Below are 13,917 nucleotides of genomic sequence, written 5' to 3' on the forward strand. Positions count from 1 at the left end.
AAAGGAGCCTCATGCTCACCATCCCCGAAGTCTACGACCTTTTCGACCAAATCGGCTGCTGCAGCTTCGCCACCCTCGATGGGCGCGGCGGCGTCGATTCCCGCATCGCGCACTTCTTTGCCTGCGACGAGGAGGGCCTCTACCTGCGCACCATGGACGTGAAGCCCTTCTACCGCCAGCTTGTGGAAGGCGGCAAGCTGTCCGTTTGCGGCGAGAAAACCGCCGCGCCCTGCAGCTGGGATGACGACAACATGCCGCATTTCCAGCCAGGCTTCATGGTGCGCGTCTCCGGGGATGTGCGCCTGCTCACGCGGGAGGAGGTGACCGAGAAGGCAGCGGCAAACCCGCAGTTCAACGTCGCCATATACGACATCAACAAGTACCCCGAGACCCGCGTGCTCGTGCTGCATTCCGCCTGGGGCGAGCTGTACGACTACGACTTCAACATGGTGCACCGCGACCACAAGATCCTCCGCGAGCGCTTCGCCTGGGGCGGTGCGACTTTCGAGGCGCCAGGGCTTTCCATCACCGATGCGTGCATCGAGTGCGGTGCCTGCGCCGATGCCTGCACCCACAAGGCCATCGTGGCCGGCACGCCCTACGCCATCCTCGGCGAACGCTGCGACGAGTGCGGCAACTGCTACCATGTCTGCCCTGCCGGCGCTGTCATCAGCAAGGGCGTTTCGAAAGATTAGGAGGCAGCCATGGGAAGAGAACCAGGAGAGAGCAGAGAAACCGCAGCCGCCGTTCCGAGCGCATCACACGCCTCGAGCGTCCAAGACGTCCCGAACATGCCCCCTCACGGCGATATCGTCAGCCTTATGAGCCGCACGCTCGGCGCGGCCAATCGTTACCTGGTGGAGCTCATGGCCCGCGAAGGGCTCGCCGGCATCGTGCCCTCCCACGGCGACATCCTCATGCAGCTGTTCGCCCACGACGCGATGTCCATGGCTGCTTTGGCTGAAGCCATCGGGAAGGATCCATCCACGGTGACGGCCCTCGTGCGCAAGCTGGCCAATGCCGGCTATGTGGAGAAAGCCCCCAACCCCCGCGACCGCCGCATGTGCGAGGTGCGTCTGACCGATGCGGGCCGCGCCCTGGAGCCGGCCATGGATCGCGTGTCCCATACGCTTATCACAACGCTGACAAATAGCATCCCCGCCGCCGACCTTGCCGCTACTTGCCGTACCATGAAAGCCATGCAAAAGAATATGAGTGCCGCAGACGATTCTGAATCGAAGCGTGAACCTGATTCCGAACCTGCAGCCGAAACCCGAGGAGACCACCGATGAACCTTTCCCTATCCCGCAGCTTCCCCATCGCGAAGGCGGCCCTTGCTGCCGCCGTCATCGCCTGCACCTTCGCCCTGGCCTGCAGTTTGACCGGCTGCGCGTCGGGCGGCACCGACAGCAGCAGTGCCGATGCCGACAACACCTCCGCCAGCACCGACGGCAAGACTCTGCGCGTGGCCATGGAACTGGCCTACCCACCCTTCGAAACGAAAGACGACGCCGGCAACCCGGAGGGCCTCGCCGTCGATTTCATCCGCGACTTCGGCGCCGCCTACGGCTACGATGTGCAGATTGAGAACACCGCCTGGGACGGCCTTATTCCCTCGCTGCAATCGGACAAGGCCGATCTGGTTATCAGTTCCATGACCATTACCGACGAGCGCAAGCAGTCCGTGGACTTCTCCGACGCCTACGCCATGGCCCAGCTGGCCATTCTGGCAAACGCGAATTCCGGCGTGGCTTCCATCGACGACTTGAACCAGCCGGGCAAGAAGGTGGCCGTGAAGACCGGCTCCACCGGCGATGTGTACGCCACGAAGAACCTGACCAATGCGGAGATCGTTCGCCTGGCCGACGAGAGCGCGTGCGTGACTGAAGTGGTGCAGGGCAAGGCCGACGGCTTCCTGTACGACCAGCTAACCATCTACCGCAACCATCAGGCGAACCCCGATACCACCGAGGCCGTGTTCATCCCCTTCCAGGACGCCGAGGAGTGGGGCATCGCCGTGAAGAAGGGCAACACGGAGCTGCTCGACCAGCTGAACGCCTTCATCGCGCAGTCGAAAACCGACGGCGAGTTCGACCGCCTAACCGAGAAGTACCTCTCCGAGGAAAAGAAGGCCTTCGACCAGTACGGCTTCAAGTGGTTCTTCGATTTCGAGTAATTTCAAGTACCCTGTAAAGCGCACGCGTAGAAAACCTGAGCACTTACCATGGGCGCTCTTTCCGATTCCGAAGCTTAAGGAGGCGACCGGGGCCGATGCCTCATTCCACGACTTCACCGACGCCCCGTCGCCCGCATCGGACGATGCGCCCCTTCACCGCTGCCGCGGGCGTACCCGTGCCCCCGGCGAAGGCGGCGCTGAACTACCTGGCCGTATGCGTAGTGGTCATCGCCGTGGTGTGGGCATCGCTGGCCGCGGCGGGCATCTCGCTGAACTTCGATTTCGTGGCCCAGTACCGCATGCGTATCTGGGACGGCTTCTGCATGACCGTGGGCATTTCGGCGGCGTCGCTCGTGGCGAGCCTGGCGCTCGGCGTGCTCGTGGCCGCGGGCCAGGGCGCGCGCTTCCTGCCGCTGCGCTATCTGTGCGACTTTTACGTGAAAATCATCCGCGGCACGCCGCTCATCGTGCAAGTGTACTTCTTCTACTACATCATCGGTACGGCCTGGGGCATCGACAACCGGGTGCTGGCGGGCATTCTCATCCTGTCGCTGTTCTCGGGTGCCTACATCGCCGAAATCGTGCGCGGCAGCCTGCTGTCGCTGGACGCGGGGCAGATGGAAGCGGCCCGAGCCGTCGGCTTCACCCGCGCCCAAACCTTGCGCTACGTAGTGGCGCCGCAGCTGGTGGCCCGCACGCTGCCGGCGCTCACGGGTCAGGTGGCCTCCATCATCAAGGACTCGTCGCTGCTGTCGGTCATTGCCGTCATCGAACTCACCCAAACCATGCGCGAGATCACCGCCACGAACTACAACTTCTTCGGCGGATTTCTGCTGCTCGGCGCGCTGTATCTGGTGCTCACGCTGCCCATCATGGCGGTAAGCCGCCACTTCGAGAAAAGGCTCGACTATGCGCACTAGAGCAGCAAAACATTTGCGTCGGCCGGGCGCCTTGGCCCTTATAGCCCGGGAGGCGAACCATGCGCATTAGCCTCGATCATCTGTGCAAGTCCTTCGACGGCGTGGAAGTCCTGCGCGACATCACCTTCGATGAGGAGGTGTCGGCGCTCGCCATCATCGGCCCCTCCGGCGGCGGGAAATCCACGCTGCTGCGCATCATCGGCGGCCTGGAGGCACCCACATCCGGCACCATGGCCGTAGACGGCAGCCCCGTCTCCTTCGACGAGGCGTCTTTGCGCGCCTACCGCGCCACCTTGGGCTTCGTCTTCCAAGATGGCGGCCTGTTCCACCACATGACCGCTTTGGAAAACGTGGCGCTTCCCTTGCGGGTGGTTCATGGCGCCAGCTCCGACGAGGCCGACGATCGCGCCCGCGAGCTACTCGCGCGCCTCGGTTTGGAAGACTCCCTGGCCAAGCGGCCAGCCCAGCTGTCCGGCGGCCAAAAGCAGCGCGTCGCCATCGCCCGCGCGCTCGCCGCCCGCCCGCGCCTTCTTCTGCTGGACGAGCCCACAAGCGCCCTAGATCCGGAATTCACCACCGAAGTGCTCGACGTCGTGCGCGACCTCGCCGAAGCCGGCACGCGCTTCATCATCGTCACCCATGAGATGGGCTTCGCCCGCCACGCCTGCGACCACGTCGCCTTCCTCTATGGCGGCCGCCTTCTGGAGTACGGCGACGCCGCCCGCGTTTTCGACCACCCCGAAACCCCCGAACTCACCCGCTTCCTCAGCCGCCTTCTGGAATGGAGCATGTAAAAGAGGCGACCCACGGATCGCCTCTCAGTCGATGCGAAAGATATGTTTGCTTGGAACTGACGCTTTGCGGAGCGAAGACAAGCCCTACTCCAGGCCCATCTCCTTCTTCAGGCGGGCCAAATCGTCGTCGACGGCGGCTTCGGCGCCGGCGGCGGCGTACTTCTTCGCGAGTTCCTCGGTGGGATCGGCCGGCTTCTCGGACAGCTCAGCCACGGCATTGGCGCGGTCGAGCATCTCGTCAGCCTTGGCCTCCATGCGGTCAAAAGCGCTGCGAGCACCCTCGGCACGATCGCCGGCCGAAGTCATCTCGTTCACCTTGGACTGCGTTTTCGCCACGGCGGCCTTCGCCTTGATGGTGGCCTTCCGCGCGTTCAGCTCCTCGATGTCGGCCACAAGCTTGTCGTGCATTTGGCGCATCTTGTCGGCGTTGGCCTTCGCACCCTCGTAGGCCACCGTAAGGCCCTCGGCGCGCCCCGCCAGCTCCTGCTTCTTCGCGAGGAACACGCGGGCGTCGGCCTCGTTGCCGGCGGCGAGCGCCTTGCGAGCCAGCTCCTCGTACTTCTCCGTTTCCTCGCGATTCTCGTCGAGGAGCTTCTTGCAGCGCTTCTCCTCGGCCATGACGCCAGCGGTGGCCTCGCGCACCTCGGCGAGCGACTCGGTCATCTCGCGCAGATACTGGTCGACCATCTTCTCGGGATCTTCGGCCTTATCCAGAAGCTCGTTGATATTCGCCTTCACGATGGAGGTGAAGCGATCGAGGATTCCCATGTCAGTCTCCTATCTGGCCCGAGGGCCGGGTTGAATACCGCAGCGCCGCCTAGGGCCGCGGCTTCGTCGGCTGCACCGGCGGCGCGTCCGAAGCGTCTGCCTGCGCGTACTTCTTTTCCAAATCCGCCAGCTCGGCGTCGGCCAGCGACTCCAGCGGCGTGTTCAGAATCTCCTGCATGCGCTCTGCCTCGCGCTGCTTCGCCAGACGGCGGTTGCGCACGATGAGGAACACGACGACGGCCACTATTATCACTGCCGCGCACACCGCGATGATCGGCAGCGGCGAAGGCGTCACCGTCATGATACGGTCGGCCGTGTCGGCAAAGGCGTCGGAGAAGATCTCCTCTTCCGACAGGCTCATATCGTCGTAGTTCTGGCTGAGGTATGCTTTGAAGATGTTGATGGCCTCATCGTCGAGCACCGATCCCGTCCTCGCACCGGCCCAGTAGGCGGCGTTGAAGCGCCCGTTGCCATCGTCGCAAAACACAAGGACGAAGTGCGCCTGGTCGGTGAACAGCTCGTCGTACTTTTCCTGGGCAATGGACTGCAGCTCCTGGTAGGAGCGCACCGATCCGTTCGGCAGGATGTACACGTAGGGCTGCACGCCCGTTTCCTCGTAGAAATGGCGCAGACCGCGCTCGAGCTTCGCCGGATCGTGAATCCAGTCGCCATCCTCGTCGGTGAAGTAGCCCGTCTCGTTTACGGAACCGGCAGGAAGGGCCGTGCGCTCCACGGTAGACGCGGGCACGTTCGCGCCCGAGCAGCCACCGCTGCCCAGGGCCACCACGAGGAGCAGCACCAGCAACACGGCGGCCACGATGACGAACACCGTGCCGCATCCGCTGTTGGAGGACTTGCCCTGAGGCGAACCAGGCTGCGGCGCATTCGGGCCGCCGGGGCCGCCGCCCGATCCGGGCTGCTGCGGGCCGCTCGGCTGCTGGGGCATCTGCGGCGGCATCGAGCCACCGCCTCCTCGGCTCGAGCCCATCAGGCCGCCGAGGAAACCGCCCCAGAAGCTGCCGCCCCCGAAGCCTCCGCCGTAGTAGCCACCGCCATGGTACCCGCCGCCGAAACCAGAGCCGCCGTGGCCAGCCGAGCGACCGCCCGATCCCGAGCCGCCGGAAAACCCGCCGCCGAATCCGCCGCCGCTACTTCCAAAGCCTCCGCCGAAGCCGCCGCCTCCCGAGAAGCCGCCGCCTCCGCCCGATCGTCCCATGGCCTCGAACCTATTTCACAATGAGCACGGGCACGTTGGTCTTGTGCAGCACGGAGTAGCACACGCTGCCGAGCATCCCACGCACGGCACCCAGACCGCGATGGCCCATGACGATGCAGTCGTAACCGCCCTCGTCGGCATAGGCCGTGATGGAATCGTGCGGCGAGCCGTTCACCACCGCGATACCGATGCCCTCGGCGTCGCCCACCAAAGGCGCGATGTTCTCGGCAATGGCGTCCATATCGGCCTTGATGGCCTCGTTCTCCACTTCGGAGATCACATCCATATCCATGGTGTCGCCCATGACGCCGGACATGCGCGAGGCAATCTTGAACGTCTCGGCGTTGAAGTCGTGCCAGTCGACCACCGACAGCACGGTGATCTGGGCGCCGGGCACCCCGGCCGCCAGATCGAGCGCAGCCCCCAGGGCGTTTTTCGCCGGGTCGGACTTATCGTAGGGAACGAGAATCTTCTTGTACATGGGGGCCTCCTTACCCTCGCGGCACCTCAAGCGACGACGCCTACGAACCACAGCTCGGCCACCGAAAGCAGCTCGCATGCTCTAGCATCGCCGGAAAATGCTTACCTTGTGGCTCATCCTAATGAGCAACTGCCATTTTACCACGGTCCTTTTCCGTTTCCCCGCCGCCGCCCACCTGTAGACACGACGTTACACACCCCTACCGCGGCTCCTCATTGTTGAGAAGGCGATGGCGGGAGACCAGGATGTGGAACACCGTGTAGGCGCCCAGCACGAAGGCGCCCACGTAGCCGAGCACGCCGAGCAGGGGCACGCCGAGCAGCTGCGGCTGCATAGCCGTGGTGCACAGGATAGACGACCCCAGGAACAGCCCCGCAGACAGCAGCGCCAACGATATGCGGCCCACCGAGGCGTAGGCGGTGGCGAGGATGCGCGAGGACACCTCGATGTCGCCGTTCACCTTGATCTGCCCGCGATCGATCATCTCCAGAGTGTTCGACAGCTGGGTCGGCAGCTTCGCCAAGGCCTCGGCCGAAGCGGCGCTCGTCGTGGCGAGATCGATCAGCTGCGTCGCCAAAAACTTCGGGTCGGCCTGCTGGGCGATGACGTGCTTCGACACGATCTCGATGACGCTGATATCGGGCGCCACTTGGGCCATGACCCCCTCGATGGTCACGAATCCGCGGGCAAGCATGGTCACCGACGAGGTCATCATCATGTTCTGGCCACGCAGCACCTCGATGACCTCGGTGAGCACAGTGCCCACGTTGATTTCCTTCATCTCGGCGGTGCTGTACTCGGCGAGCAACCGCGAGAGCGCCTCGAGCAGCGCCCCGTGATCCACCGGGCCCAGCACATGCACGAGGCCCATCACCGCTTCCTTCAGCAGATAGGCGTTATCGGTGGCCACCGCCGTGAACACCTTCCCGACGAGCATCCGCTCCGACACCGTCAGCGTGCCCACCATGCCCAGATCGATCCACACCACGTCTCCGTCACGCACGAGGATGTTGCCCGGATGCGGGTCGGCATGGAAGAACCCGTCGTCGAGCACCTGGGTCACGTAACTTTGGCACACGCGGCGCGCGAGCGCGTTCACGTCGATCCCCTGCTCGCGCAACGCTTGCGTGTGGGAAATTTCCGTGCCCTGGACGAACTCCATGACGAGCACCGACTCGCACGAGTACTGCGGGTAGGCCACCGGGGACGTGACCCCCTCTTCGTCGGCCAGCTCGTCGTGGAAGCGCATGAGGTTGTGCAGCTCGGAGGTGAAATCCACCTCACTGGCCGTCGTGCGCTCGATTTCCTCGATGAAGCCCTCGAGCGACAGCAGGATGTCGCGATGGGAATTGGAAGCGAACTCGCCCAAGGCCAGCAAGTGCTTCATGAGCATGATGTCCTCGGCCATGGATTCGGCCACACCCGGCCGGCGCACCTTTACCGCCACCGTTGTGCCGTCGAGCAGCGTCGCCTTGTGCACCTGAGCAATGGAGGCCGCACCCAAAGGCACCGGATCGATGGAGGCGAACACCTCGTGCCACGACTTCCCGTATGCGCGGTCGATCTGCTCGATCACCACATCGAACGGCATCGGATTCGCGTCATCGCGCAGTTTTTCGAAGGCGTCGCAGTAGGCCTTGGGCAGAAGATCGGAACGGTTCGAGGCCAGCTGGCCGATTTTCACGTACGTGGGGCCGAGCGCCTGCAGTACTTCCACGGCCTGCTCGGGGGTAAGCCCGTGCAGCACCTTGTGCTGCCGCATGATGCGCACAATCTCGTTCATGCGCTTGTGAGAGGTCTTGTCCTTGATGGAAATCTCGGCGACCTTCATGAACTCCTCGAACGTGGCCATGGGCGCTCCTCCTTTCTGGAAAGCCCATGGTATCGTGCGAAATGAGAAGCAATCCCCTCATCAATTCACCTGGCATCAAGCTGTTTCCCGGCCAATCGAACAAAATTGTCACTGTGGCAATTAAGTAAAATGGTTGGTCGATGAGGTGTGTGCATAGGTTTTATGGCAAAATAAGCTGCTGTGCTACTGAACGCTGCACTGAAAGCGCAGCGCAACCACACAAGAAGAACGCAGCTTAAACACGCAAGAACAAGGAGAAGCACATGGGACTCCTCTCAAAATTCGAGGGCAAGATGGAAGACACCGTGGAAGGCGCCGCCGATCGCATGGGCGCGGCCCCGCTGTCTCCCGTGCAGATTGCCAAGAAGGCCGAGAAGCAGATGCGCCGCGAGAAGATGGTCGGCGCAGGCAAGCAGTACGCTCCCACGCTTTATACCGTGCTCGTCAACGCCGACGATGACCGCCGCCTTCTGGGCTACTACCCCACCCTGGCTGGCGAGACCGAAACCTACCTTTCCGCCAAAGCCGCCGAGCAGGGCCTCGTCATGGACGGCCAGCCCCTTGTGCGCTTCATCGTCGACGACGATTTGCGCCACGGCAAGTTCGACGTCATTGCCGAAATGGTGGCCTCCCCGCTGGTTGAGCAGCTGCGCCAGGAAGAGTACGCCCGCTACGGCATCCGTCCCGGCGGCGGTCCGGCCCGCGCGGCCGCCCCGCAAGCGGGCTACGGCTACCAGCAGCCCGCTCCCGCTCCGGCGCCAGCACCCGCACCCGCCGGCGGCTACGACTACCAGGCCGCGCCCGTCGACGAGTACGTGGAAGACGACTACTACGAGGACGACGAGCCACGCCAAGCTTATATCTACGACATCACCAATGACCGCGCCTTCACGCTGCCCGGCCAGGCCGAGACCATCGGGCGCGAGTCGAAGAACGACATCGTCATCCCCGACATCAACGTCTCGCGCGTACACGCGGAAATCCGCCAGGACGAGTCCGGCGCCTGGATTCTCACCGACCTCGGCTCCACCAACGGCACCTTCGTGAACGGCCGCCAGATCAAATCCACCGCGCTGCACGACGCCGACCGCATCATCGTGGGCACCACCAACCTCGAGTTCCAGCTCATCTAGCCCGCCCGCACCTCAGCGAGCCAAAGGAGGCTATCGGTGATCGATCTCGTTCTGCTCATCGCGCGCCTGTTGTTCGTGGCGCTGCTCTATTTGTTTCTGTTCGCCATCATGCGCACCGGCATCGGCATGGTCAAAGGTTCCCGCAAGAAGGAACGCGGCTGGACGGTGTCGGTGGAACGCGGCCCCAAAGAGCTGCGCGGCGTCTCCATCGCCGTGCACGGGCCCGTCATCGTGGGCCGCTCGCCCGGGGCCGACATCGTCATCGGCGCCGGCTACGTGTCCGGCCGTCATGCCCGCTTCCAGCTGATGGGCCAGAACCTCTTCGTGGAAGATTTGGGCTCGAAGAACGGCACCGCCGTGAACGGGCGTCCCGTCCATGACCCGGTAGCCCTGCGCAACAAGGACCTCGTTACCATCGGCGACGTCGACATCCGCGTGAGGAACCAATAATGGCCCGGGCAAAGCGCAAGAAGAGCGGCGCAACTTTCGGCAGTCGCACCGATGTCGGCTGCGTGCGCGAGCATAACGAGGATTCGCTGGCCGTCGCCCCGCCGCTGTACGTGGTGTGCGACGGCATGGGCGGCCACGCCGCCGGGGAAGTGGCGTCCGAAATCGCCGTGGACGTCATCTGCGACCGCGCACCGGCACACCCCGATGCCTCGGCGCTCGGCCAGGCCGTGGAAGAGGCGAACCTCGCCATCATCCGCGCCGCCCGCGAAGGCGTCGGCCGCGCCGGCATGGGCTGCACCTGCACCGCCGCCATGCTTGAGAAGGACAAGCTCGTCATTGCCCAGGTGGGCGACTCACGGGCCTATCTCCTTCACAAAGGGCAGATGCAGCAGCTCACCCGCGACCACTCGCTTGTGGCCGACCTTATCGAGGCCGGGCAAATTACCGAGGCCGAGGCCCGGGTGCATCCCCAACGCTCGGTCATCACCCGCGCTTTGGGCAGCGACCCGCGCACCCAGCCCGACTTGTTCGAGCTGACGGTGGAAGCCGGCGACCGCCTGCTTCTGTGCTCCGACGGGCTTTCCACGATGTTGGAAGATGACCAGATCGCCAAGATCCTCGCCAGCCACAGCGAGCCTCAGCGCTGCGCGGCCCAGCTGGTGAACGAGGCGGTGGGCCGGGGCGGCTACGACAACGTCACCGTCATCGTCGTGGACGTCACGGGTCTGGCCGAGCAGCATCGCCGCAAGCTGACGCGCAAGAGCCGCGCGACGGCCATCATGCTGGCGCTTTTGCTGGTGGCCATCATCGCCGGGTGCGCCTACGGGTTCAACTATCTGGCGTCCAACGCCGCCTATCTGGTGGCTCAGGATGGGAAAGTCGCCGTGTATCAGGGCGTTCCCGGAGACATCTTCGGGCTGTCATTCAATCACCTCGACCGCGTGACCGACGTGGCCCTTGACGACTTGCAGCCCGGCACCGCCAATCGCCTGCGCGAGGAGGGCATCAAGGTGGATTCTTTGGAAGCCGCCAACAGCCTCGTCGCCGAGTACGAGAAGGAGATCGCCGACCGCCGTGCCGCTGAAGAGGAAGCGGCCCGGGCAGCGGCCGAGGCCAACAAGCCGGAAGAGCCCGCAAAGGGCACGGAGGGTGCCGGCGGCAGCACGGCCAGCGGCGCGCAGGGCGGCACGGACGCACAAGGCACGACGGGCGGCTCGCAAAGTGCGTCGCCTTCATCGGGCGCTGGCTCCGGCACGAACGGCACGGGCACGATCAACCCCGGCACCGGCACGAACGGCGCACAGGAAGGCACCTCGGGAGGAACCAACCGATGACCCGGCGCAACATAGAGCTGATGCTCCTGCTCATCGCCTCGCCCATCGTCATCGTGCTCTTCGCCATGATGGTGGTCACCGGCGGCCAGGAGCTGTCCTTCAACACCCTGGGCGTGCCGCTCGGCATCTTCGCCGCATTCCTCGTGGCCCACATTGCCGTACGTCTGCTCGCGCCCGCAGCCGACCCAGCTATTCTGCCCATTTCGTTCGCGCTGTCGGGCATCGGTATCGCGTTTGTGACCCGCATTGTGCCCGATTTGGCCGTAAACCAGCTGCTGTGGCTGTTCATCGGCATCGCGGCCATGATTGCCACCCTCGCCGTCGTGCGCAACTTGGACAAGCTCGCCAACTACAAGTACACGCTTATGATCGTGGGCATCTTGCTTTTGCTCTCGCCCATGCTGCCGGTCATCGGCTACGAGTCCGGCGGCGGCCAACTGTGGCTGCGCTTCGGCAGCTTCAGCTTCCAGCCCGGCGAGCTGGCCAAGATCCTCATCGTGTTCTTCATCGCCGCCTACCTGGCCGCCAACCGCGAGATGCTCTCGGTGTTCACGTGGAAGGTGGGGCCGCTGTGGCTGCCGAGCCTCGCCACCCTGCTCCCGCTCATCGTCATGTGGGCGCTCGCCTTCATCGTCGTCGTGTTGGAGAAGGACCTCGGCCTCGCGCTCGTGCTGTTCTCCGTGTTCGTCATCATGCTGTACGTGGCCACGGGGAAGAAGCTCTACCTGGTGGTCTCCATTGGGCTTGCGGCCATTGCGGCCGTGGCCCTTTACGGCATGATGGGCCACGTGCAGACCCGCGTCGCCATCTGGCAGGATCCCTTCGCCGAGGCCCAGGGCGGCGGCTTCCAGCTAGTGCAGAGCCTCTATTCCATCGCCGACGGCGACCTGTTCGGCACCGGCATCGGGCGGGGCATGGGCGGTCAGCCCGTAGCCGAGGGCGGCATCCCCGTCGCCGAGAGCGACTTCATCTTCCCCGTCATCGCCGAGGAGACGGGCCTGCTCGGCGCAGCCGGCGTGCTGCTGCTGTATTTGTGCTTCGCCATTCGCGGCATCGTCACGGCGGCCCGGGCGAAATCCGACGTCAGCTCGTTCACCGCCGTGGGCCTCACCTCCATCATCGTGCTGCAGGCCTTCATCATCGTCGGCGGTGTCACACGTCTCATTCCCCTCACCGGCATCACACTGCCCTTCATCAGCCAGGGCGGCTCGTCACTCATCGCCAGCTTCATCATCGTCGGCTGCCTGCTGCGCTGCGGCGACGAGGGCACCGGCGTCGATTCCGAAATGCGCCAGACCGGGGCCATCGGCGCCCACGGGTCGGACGCCGTGCTGGGACGCGTGGCGTTGGGCAAGCGACTCACCGGCACCATGATCGTCTTCTCGGTGCTGTTCGCAGTGCTCGTGGCCAACCTCACCTACCTCATGGTCATCAAGGCGCCGGAATACCAGAGCATGCCGTCGAACAACCACACCATCGCGAAAGAGGCCCGCATGGAGCGGGGCACCATCTCCACTGCCGACGGCACGGTACTCGCCACATCGGTGCGCCAAGAGGACGGCTCCTACAAGCGCGAATACCCCGCCGGCGAGCTGGCGGCGCACATCGTGGGCTACACCTCCGAGCGCTTCGGCACCGCCGGCATCGAAGCCGCTTACAACGACACGCTGCGCGGCGAGCAGAACTTCGCCAGCTTTACCGATGTGGTGAACTCGCTCGCGGGCATCCAGACCAAAGGCAACGACGTCGTGCTTTCCATCGATTCCCGCATCCAGCAGGCGGCGCAAGACGCGCTGGCCGGCCAGGTAGGCGCCGTGGTGGCCCTGAATCCCGAGACCGGCGCCGTGTACGCTCTGGCCTCCTCCCCCACCTTCGACGCCGCCAACTACGAGGAGCTGCTCACCGCCGCCGCGGACGGCGGCAGCGATTCCTCCGAGCTGTTCAACCGCGCCACCCAGGCGCTGTACGCGCCCGGCTCCACCTTCAAGATGGTGACCTTGGCCGCCGCGCTGCAGGATCACATTGCCACGGCGGACACCACCTACGACTCCCCCGGCGAGATGGACATCGGCAACGCGCCGGTGACCAACGTGAAGAAGCGCTCCTACGGCAAGATCACCCTGGAGCAGGCCATGTGGTACTCGTCGAACACCGTGTTCGGCCAGGTGGGCGTGCAGCTCGGCAGCGATTTGCTCGTGCAGATGGCGTGCAGCTTCGGGTTCAACGAAGACATCCCCTTCGATTTGCCCCTGGCCACGTCCCTCATGCCCGACCCCGAGGAAATGACCACCTGGGAAACCGCCTGGGCCGCCTGCGGCGAGCCCGTGGGCGAGCACGAGAGCCCCGCCGGACCCCAGGCCACCGTGCTGCAGATGGCGCTGGTGGGCGCCGCCATCGCCAACGAGGGCGCCATCATGCAGCCCTACCTGGTCGACGGCATCTACAACGCCAACGGCGAGCGCAGCTTCTCGCCCATTCCCGTGAAGCTGAAGCAGGCCATGGATGCCGACACCGCCGCCGCTGAGATCGACATCATGAAGGGTGTCGTCACCGAAGGAACCGGCGGCAAGGCGGCCCTGGACGATGTGGCCGTGGCCGGCAAGACCGGCACCCACGAGCGCGGTGACGGCAGCGACGACAGCTGGTTCGTGGGAATGGCCCCCGCTGCTGACCCCAAGATCGTGGTGGCCGTCGTCATCGAGAAGGGCGAATCGGGGGCTGGCGCCAGCGCCGCCCACGACGTTCTGGAAACGGCTCTCGAAGTGACGGGGGCGCTGTAGTACAATGGCAAGA

At 64.6% G+C, this 13,917-nt stretch carries 13 protein-coding genes; 9 read left to right on the forward strand and 4 right to left on the reverse strand.

The window, feature by feature from the left end; all coding sequences use genetic code 11:
* Positions 1–11: 11 nt before the first annotated feature.
* From AEQU_RS11090 to AEQU_RS11110, 5 genes are all read left to right on the forward strand, one after another.
* Entirely contained in the window at positions 12–695 is a 684-nt protein-coding gene (locus tag AEQU_RS11090; RefSeq protein WP_022741652.1) for a 4Fe-4S binding protein, read from the forward strand.
* Between the two features lie 96 nt (positions 696–791).
* Positions 792–1,292: a MarR family winged helix-turn-helix transcriptional regulator gene (locus AEQU_RS11095; RefSeq protein WP_022741655.1), complete on the forward strand. Its 501-nt coding sequence runs from the start codon at positions 792–794 to the stop codon at positions 1,290–1,292.
* On the forward strand, positions 1,289–2,176 hold the full coding sequence (locus AEQU_RS11100) for a transporter substrate-binding domain-containing protein (protein WP_022741659.1): 888 nt from the start codon (positions 1,289–1,291) through the stop codon (positions 2,174–2,176). Before AEQU_RS11095 ends, AEQU_RS11100 begins: the two co-directional genes overlap by 4 nt.
* 95 nt (positions 2,177–2,271) lie before the next feature.
* Entirely contained in the window at positions 2,272–3,096 is an 825-nt protein-coding gene (locus AEQU_RS11105; RefSeq protein WP_197536796.1) for an amino acid ABC transporter permease, read from the forward strand.
* A 59-nt stretch (positions 3,097–3,155) separates the two neighbouring features.
* Positions 3,156–3,890 carry an amino acid ABC transporter ATP-binding protein gene (locus tag AEQU_RS11110; RefSeq protein ID WP_022741666.1) on the forward strand — a complete coding sequence of 245 codons (735 nt, stop codon included), beginning with the start codon at positions 3,156–3,158 and terminating at the stop codon, positions 3,888–3,890.
* 84 nt (positions 3,891–3,974) lie between these two features.
* Here the strand turns inward: AEQU_RS11110 and AEQU_RS11115 are convergent, their stop codons facing one another.
* The 4 genes from AEQU_RS11115 to AEQU_RS11135 form a co-directional block, all read right to left on the reverse strand.
* Positions 3,975–4,658, reverse strand: coding sequence for a PspA/IM30 family protein (locus AEQU_RS11115; RefSeq protein ID WP_022741669.1), 684 nt, complete (start codon positions 4,656–4,658; stop codon positions 3,975–3,977).
* A 49-nt stretch (positions 4,659–4,707) separates the two neighbouring features.
* Positions 4,708–5,874, reverse strand: a complete 1,167-nt coding sequence (locus AEQU_RS13075) for a hypothetical protein (RefSeq protein ID WP_051353441.1) — start codon at positions 5,872–5,874, stop codon at positions 4,708–4,710.
* Positions 5,875–5,884: 10 nt separating this feature from the next.
* Positions 5,885–6,355, reverse strand: coding sequence for a universal stress protein (locus tag AEQU_RS11130; RefSeq protein ID WP_022741676.1), 471 nt, complete (start codon positions 6,353–6,355; stop codon positions 5,885–5,887).
* 199 nt (positions 6,356–6,554) lie between these two features.
* Entirely contained in the window at positions 6,555–8,207 is a 1,653-nt protein-coding gene (locus tag AEQU_RS11135) for an ABC1 kinase family protein (protein ID WP_022741678.1), read from the reverse strand.
* A gap of 263 nt (positions 8,208–8,470) precedes the next feature.
* Between AEQU_RS11135 and AEQU_RS11140 the strand changes: the two genes are divergently transcribed.
* Genes AEQU_RS11140 through AEQU_RS11155 form a run of 4 tightly spaced genes read left to right on the forward strand, consistent with a single transcriptional unit; the run spans position 8,471 to position 13,904 of the window.
* A complete protein-coding gene (locus tag AEQU_RS11140; RefSeq protein ID WP_022741681.1) occupies positions 8,471–9,340 on the forward strand; it encodes an FHA domain-containing protein in 870 nt (289 codons plus the stop codon).
* A 36-nt stretch (positions 9,341–9,376) separates the two neighbouring features.
* Entirely contained in the window at positions 9,377–9,790 is a 414-nt protein-coding gene (locus AEQU_RS11145; RefSeq protein ID WP_022741684.1) for an FHA domain-containing protein, read from the forward strand.
* The gene (locus AEQU_RS11150; protein ID WP_022741688.1) at positions 9,790–11,124 is read left to right on the forward strand and encodes a Stp1/IreP family PP2C-type Ser/Thr phosphatase; all 1,335 of its coding nucleotides are present in this window, start codon (positions 9,790–9,792) and stop codon (positions 11,122–11,124) included. Before AEQU_RS11145 ends, AEQU_RS11150 begins: the two co-directional genes overlap by 1 nt.
* Positions 11,121–13,904, forward strand: a complete 2,784-nt coding sequence (locus tag AEQU_RS11155) for an FtsW/RodA/SpoVE family cell cycle protein (protein ID WP_022741691.1) — start codon at positions 11,121–11,123, stop codon at positions 13,902–13,904. The genes AEQU_RS11150 and AEQU_RS11155 overlap by 4 nt, the downstream gene beginning before the upstream one ends.
* The last annotated feature ends 13 nt before the right edge of the window (positions 13,905–13,917 follow it).

The sequence above is a fragment of the Adlercreutzia equolifaciens DSM 19450 genome (assembly GCF_000478885.1).
In the GTDB taxonomy this organism is placed as follows: domain Bacteria; phylum Actinomycetota; class Coriobacteriia; order Coriobacteriales; family Eggerthellaceae; genus Adlercreutzia; species Adlercreutzia equolifaciens.

Coding starts and splice junctions, on each gene's coding strand:
- AEQU_RS11150 (WP_022741688.1), top strand. CDS start 9,790: ATGGCCCGGGCAAAGCGCAAGAAGAGCGGCGCAACTTTCGGCAGTCGC.
- AEQU_RS11105 (WP_197536796.1), top strand. CDS start 2,272: ATGCCTCATTCCACGACTTCACCGACGCCCCGTCGCCCGCATCGGACG.
- AEQU_RS11100 (WP_022741659.1), top strand. CDS start 1,289: ATGAACCTTTCCCTATCCCGCAGCTTCCCCATCGCGAAGGCGGCCCTT.
- AEQU_RS11140 (WP_022741681.1), top strand. CDS start 8,471: ATGGGACTCCTCTCAAAATTCGAGGGCAAGATGGAAGACACCGTGGAA.
- AEQU_RS11110 (WP_022741666.1), top strand. CDS start 3,156: ATGCGCATTAGCCTCGATCATCTGTGCAAGTCCTTCGACGGCGTGGAA.
- AEQU_RS11095 (WP_022741655.1), top strand. CDS start 792: ATGCCCCCTCACGGCGATATCGTCAGCCTTATGAGCCGCACGCTCGGC.
- AEQU_RS11130 (WP_022741676.1), bottom strand. CDS start 6,355: ATGTACAAGAAGATTCTCGTTCCCTACGATAAGTCCGACCCGGCGAAA.
- AEQU_RS11135 (WP_022741678.1), bottom strand. CDS start 8,207: ATGGCCACGTTCGAGGAGTTCATGAAGGTCGCCGAGATTTCCATCAAG.
- AEQU_RS11155 (WP_022741691.1), top strand. CDS start 11,121: ATGACCCGGCGCAACATAGAGCTGATGCTCCTGCTCATCGCCTCGCCC.
- AEQU_RS11115 (WP_022741669.1), bottom strand. CDS start 4,658: ATGGGAATCCTCGATCGCTTCACCTCCATCGTGAAGGCGAATATCAAC.
- AEQU_RS11090 (WP_022741652.1), top strand. CDS start 12: ATGCTCACCATCCCCGAAGTCTACGACCTTTTCGACCAAATCGGCTGC.
- AEQU_RS13075 (WP_051353441.1), bottom strand. CDS start 5,874: ATGGGACGATCGGGCGGAGGCGGCGGCTTCTCGGGAGGCGGCGGCTTC.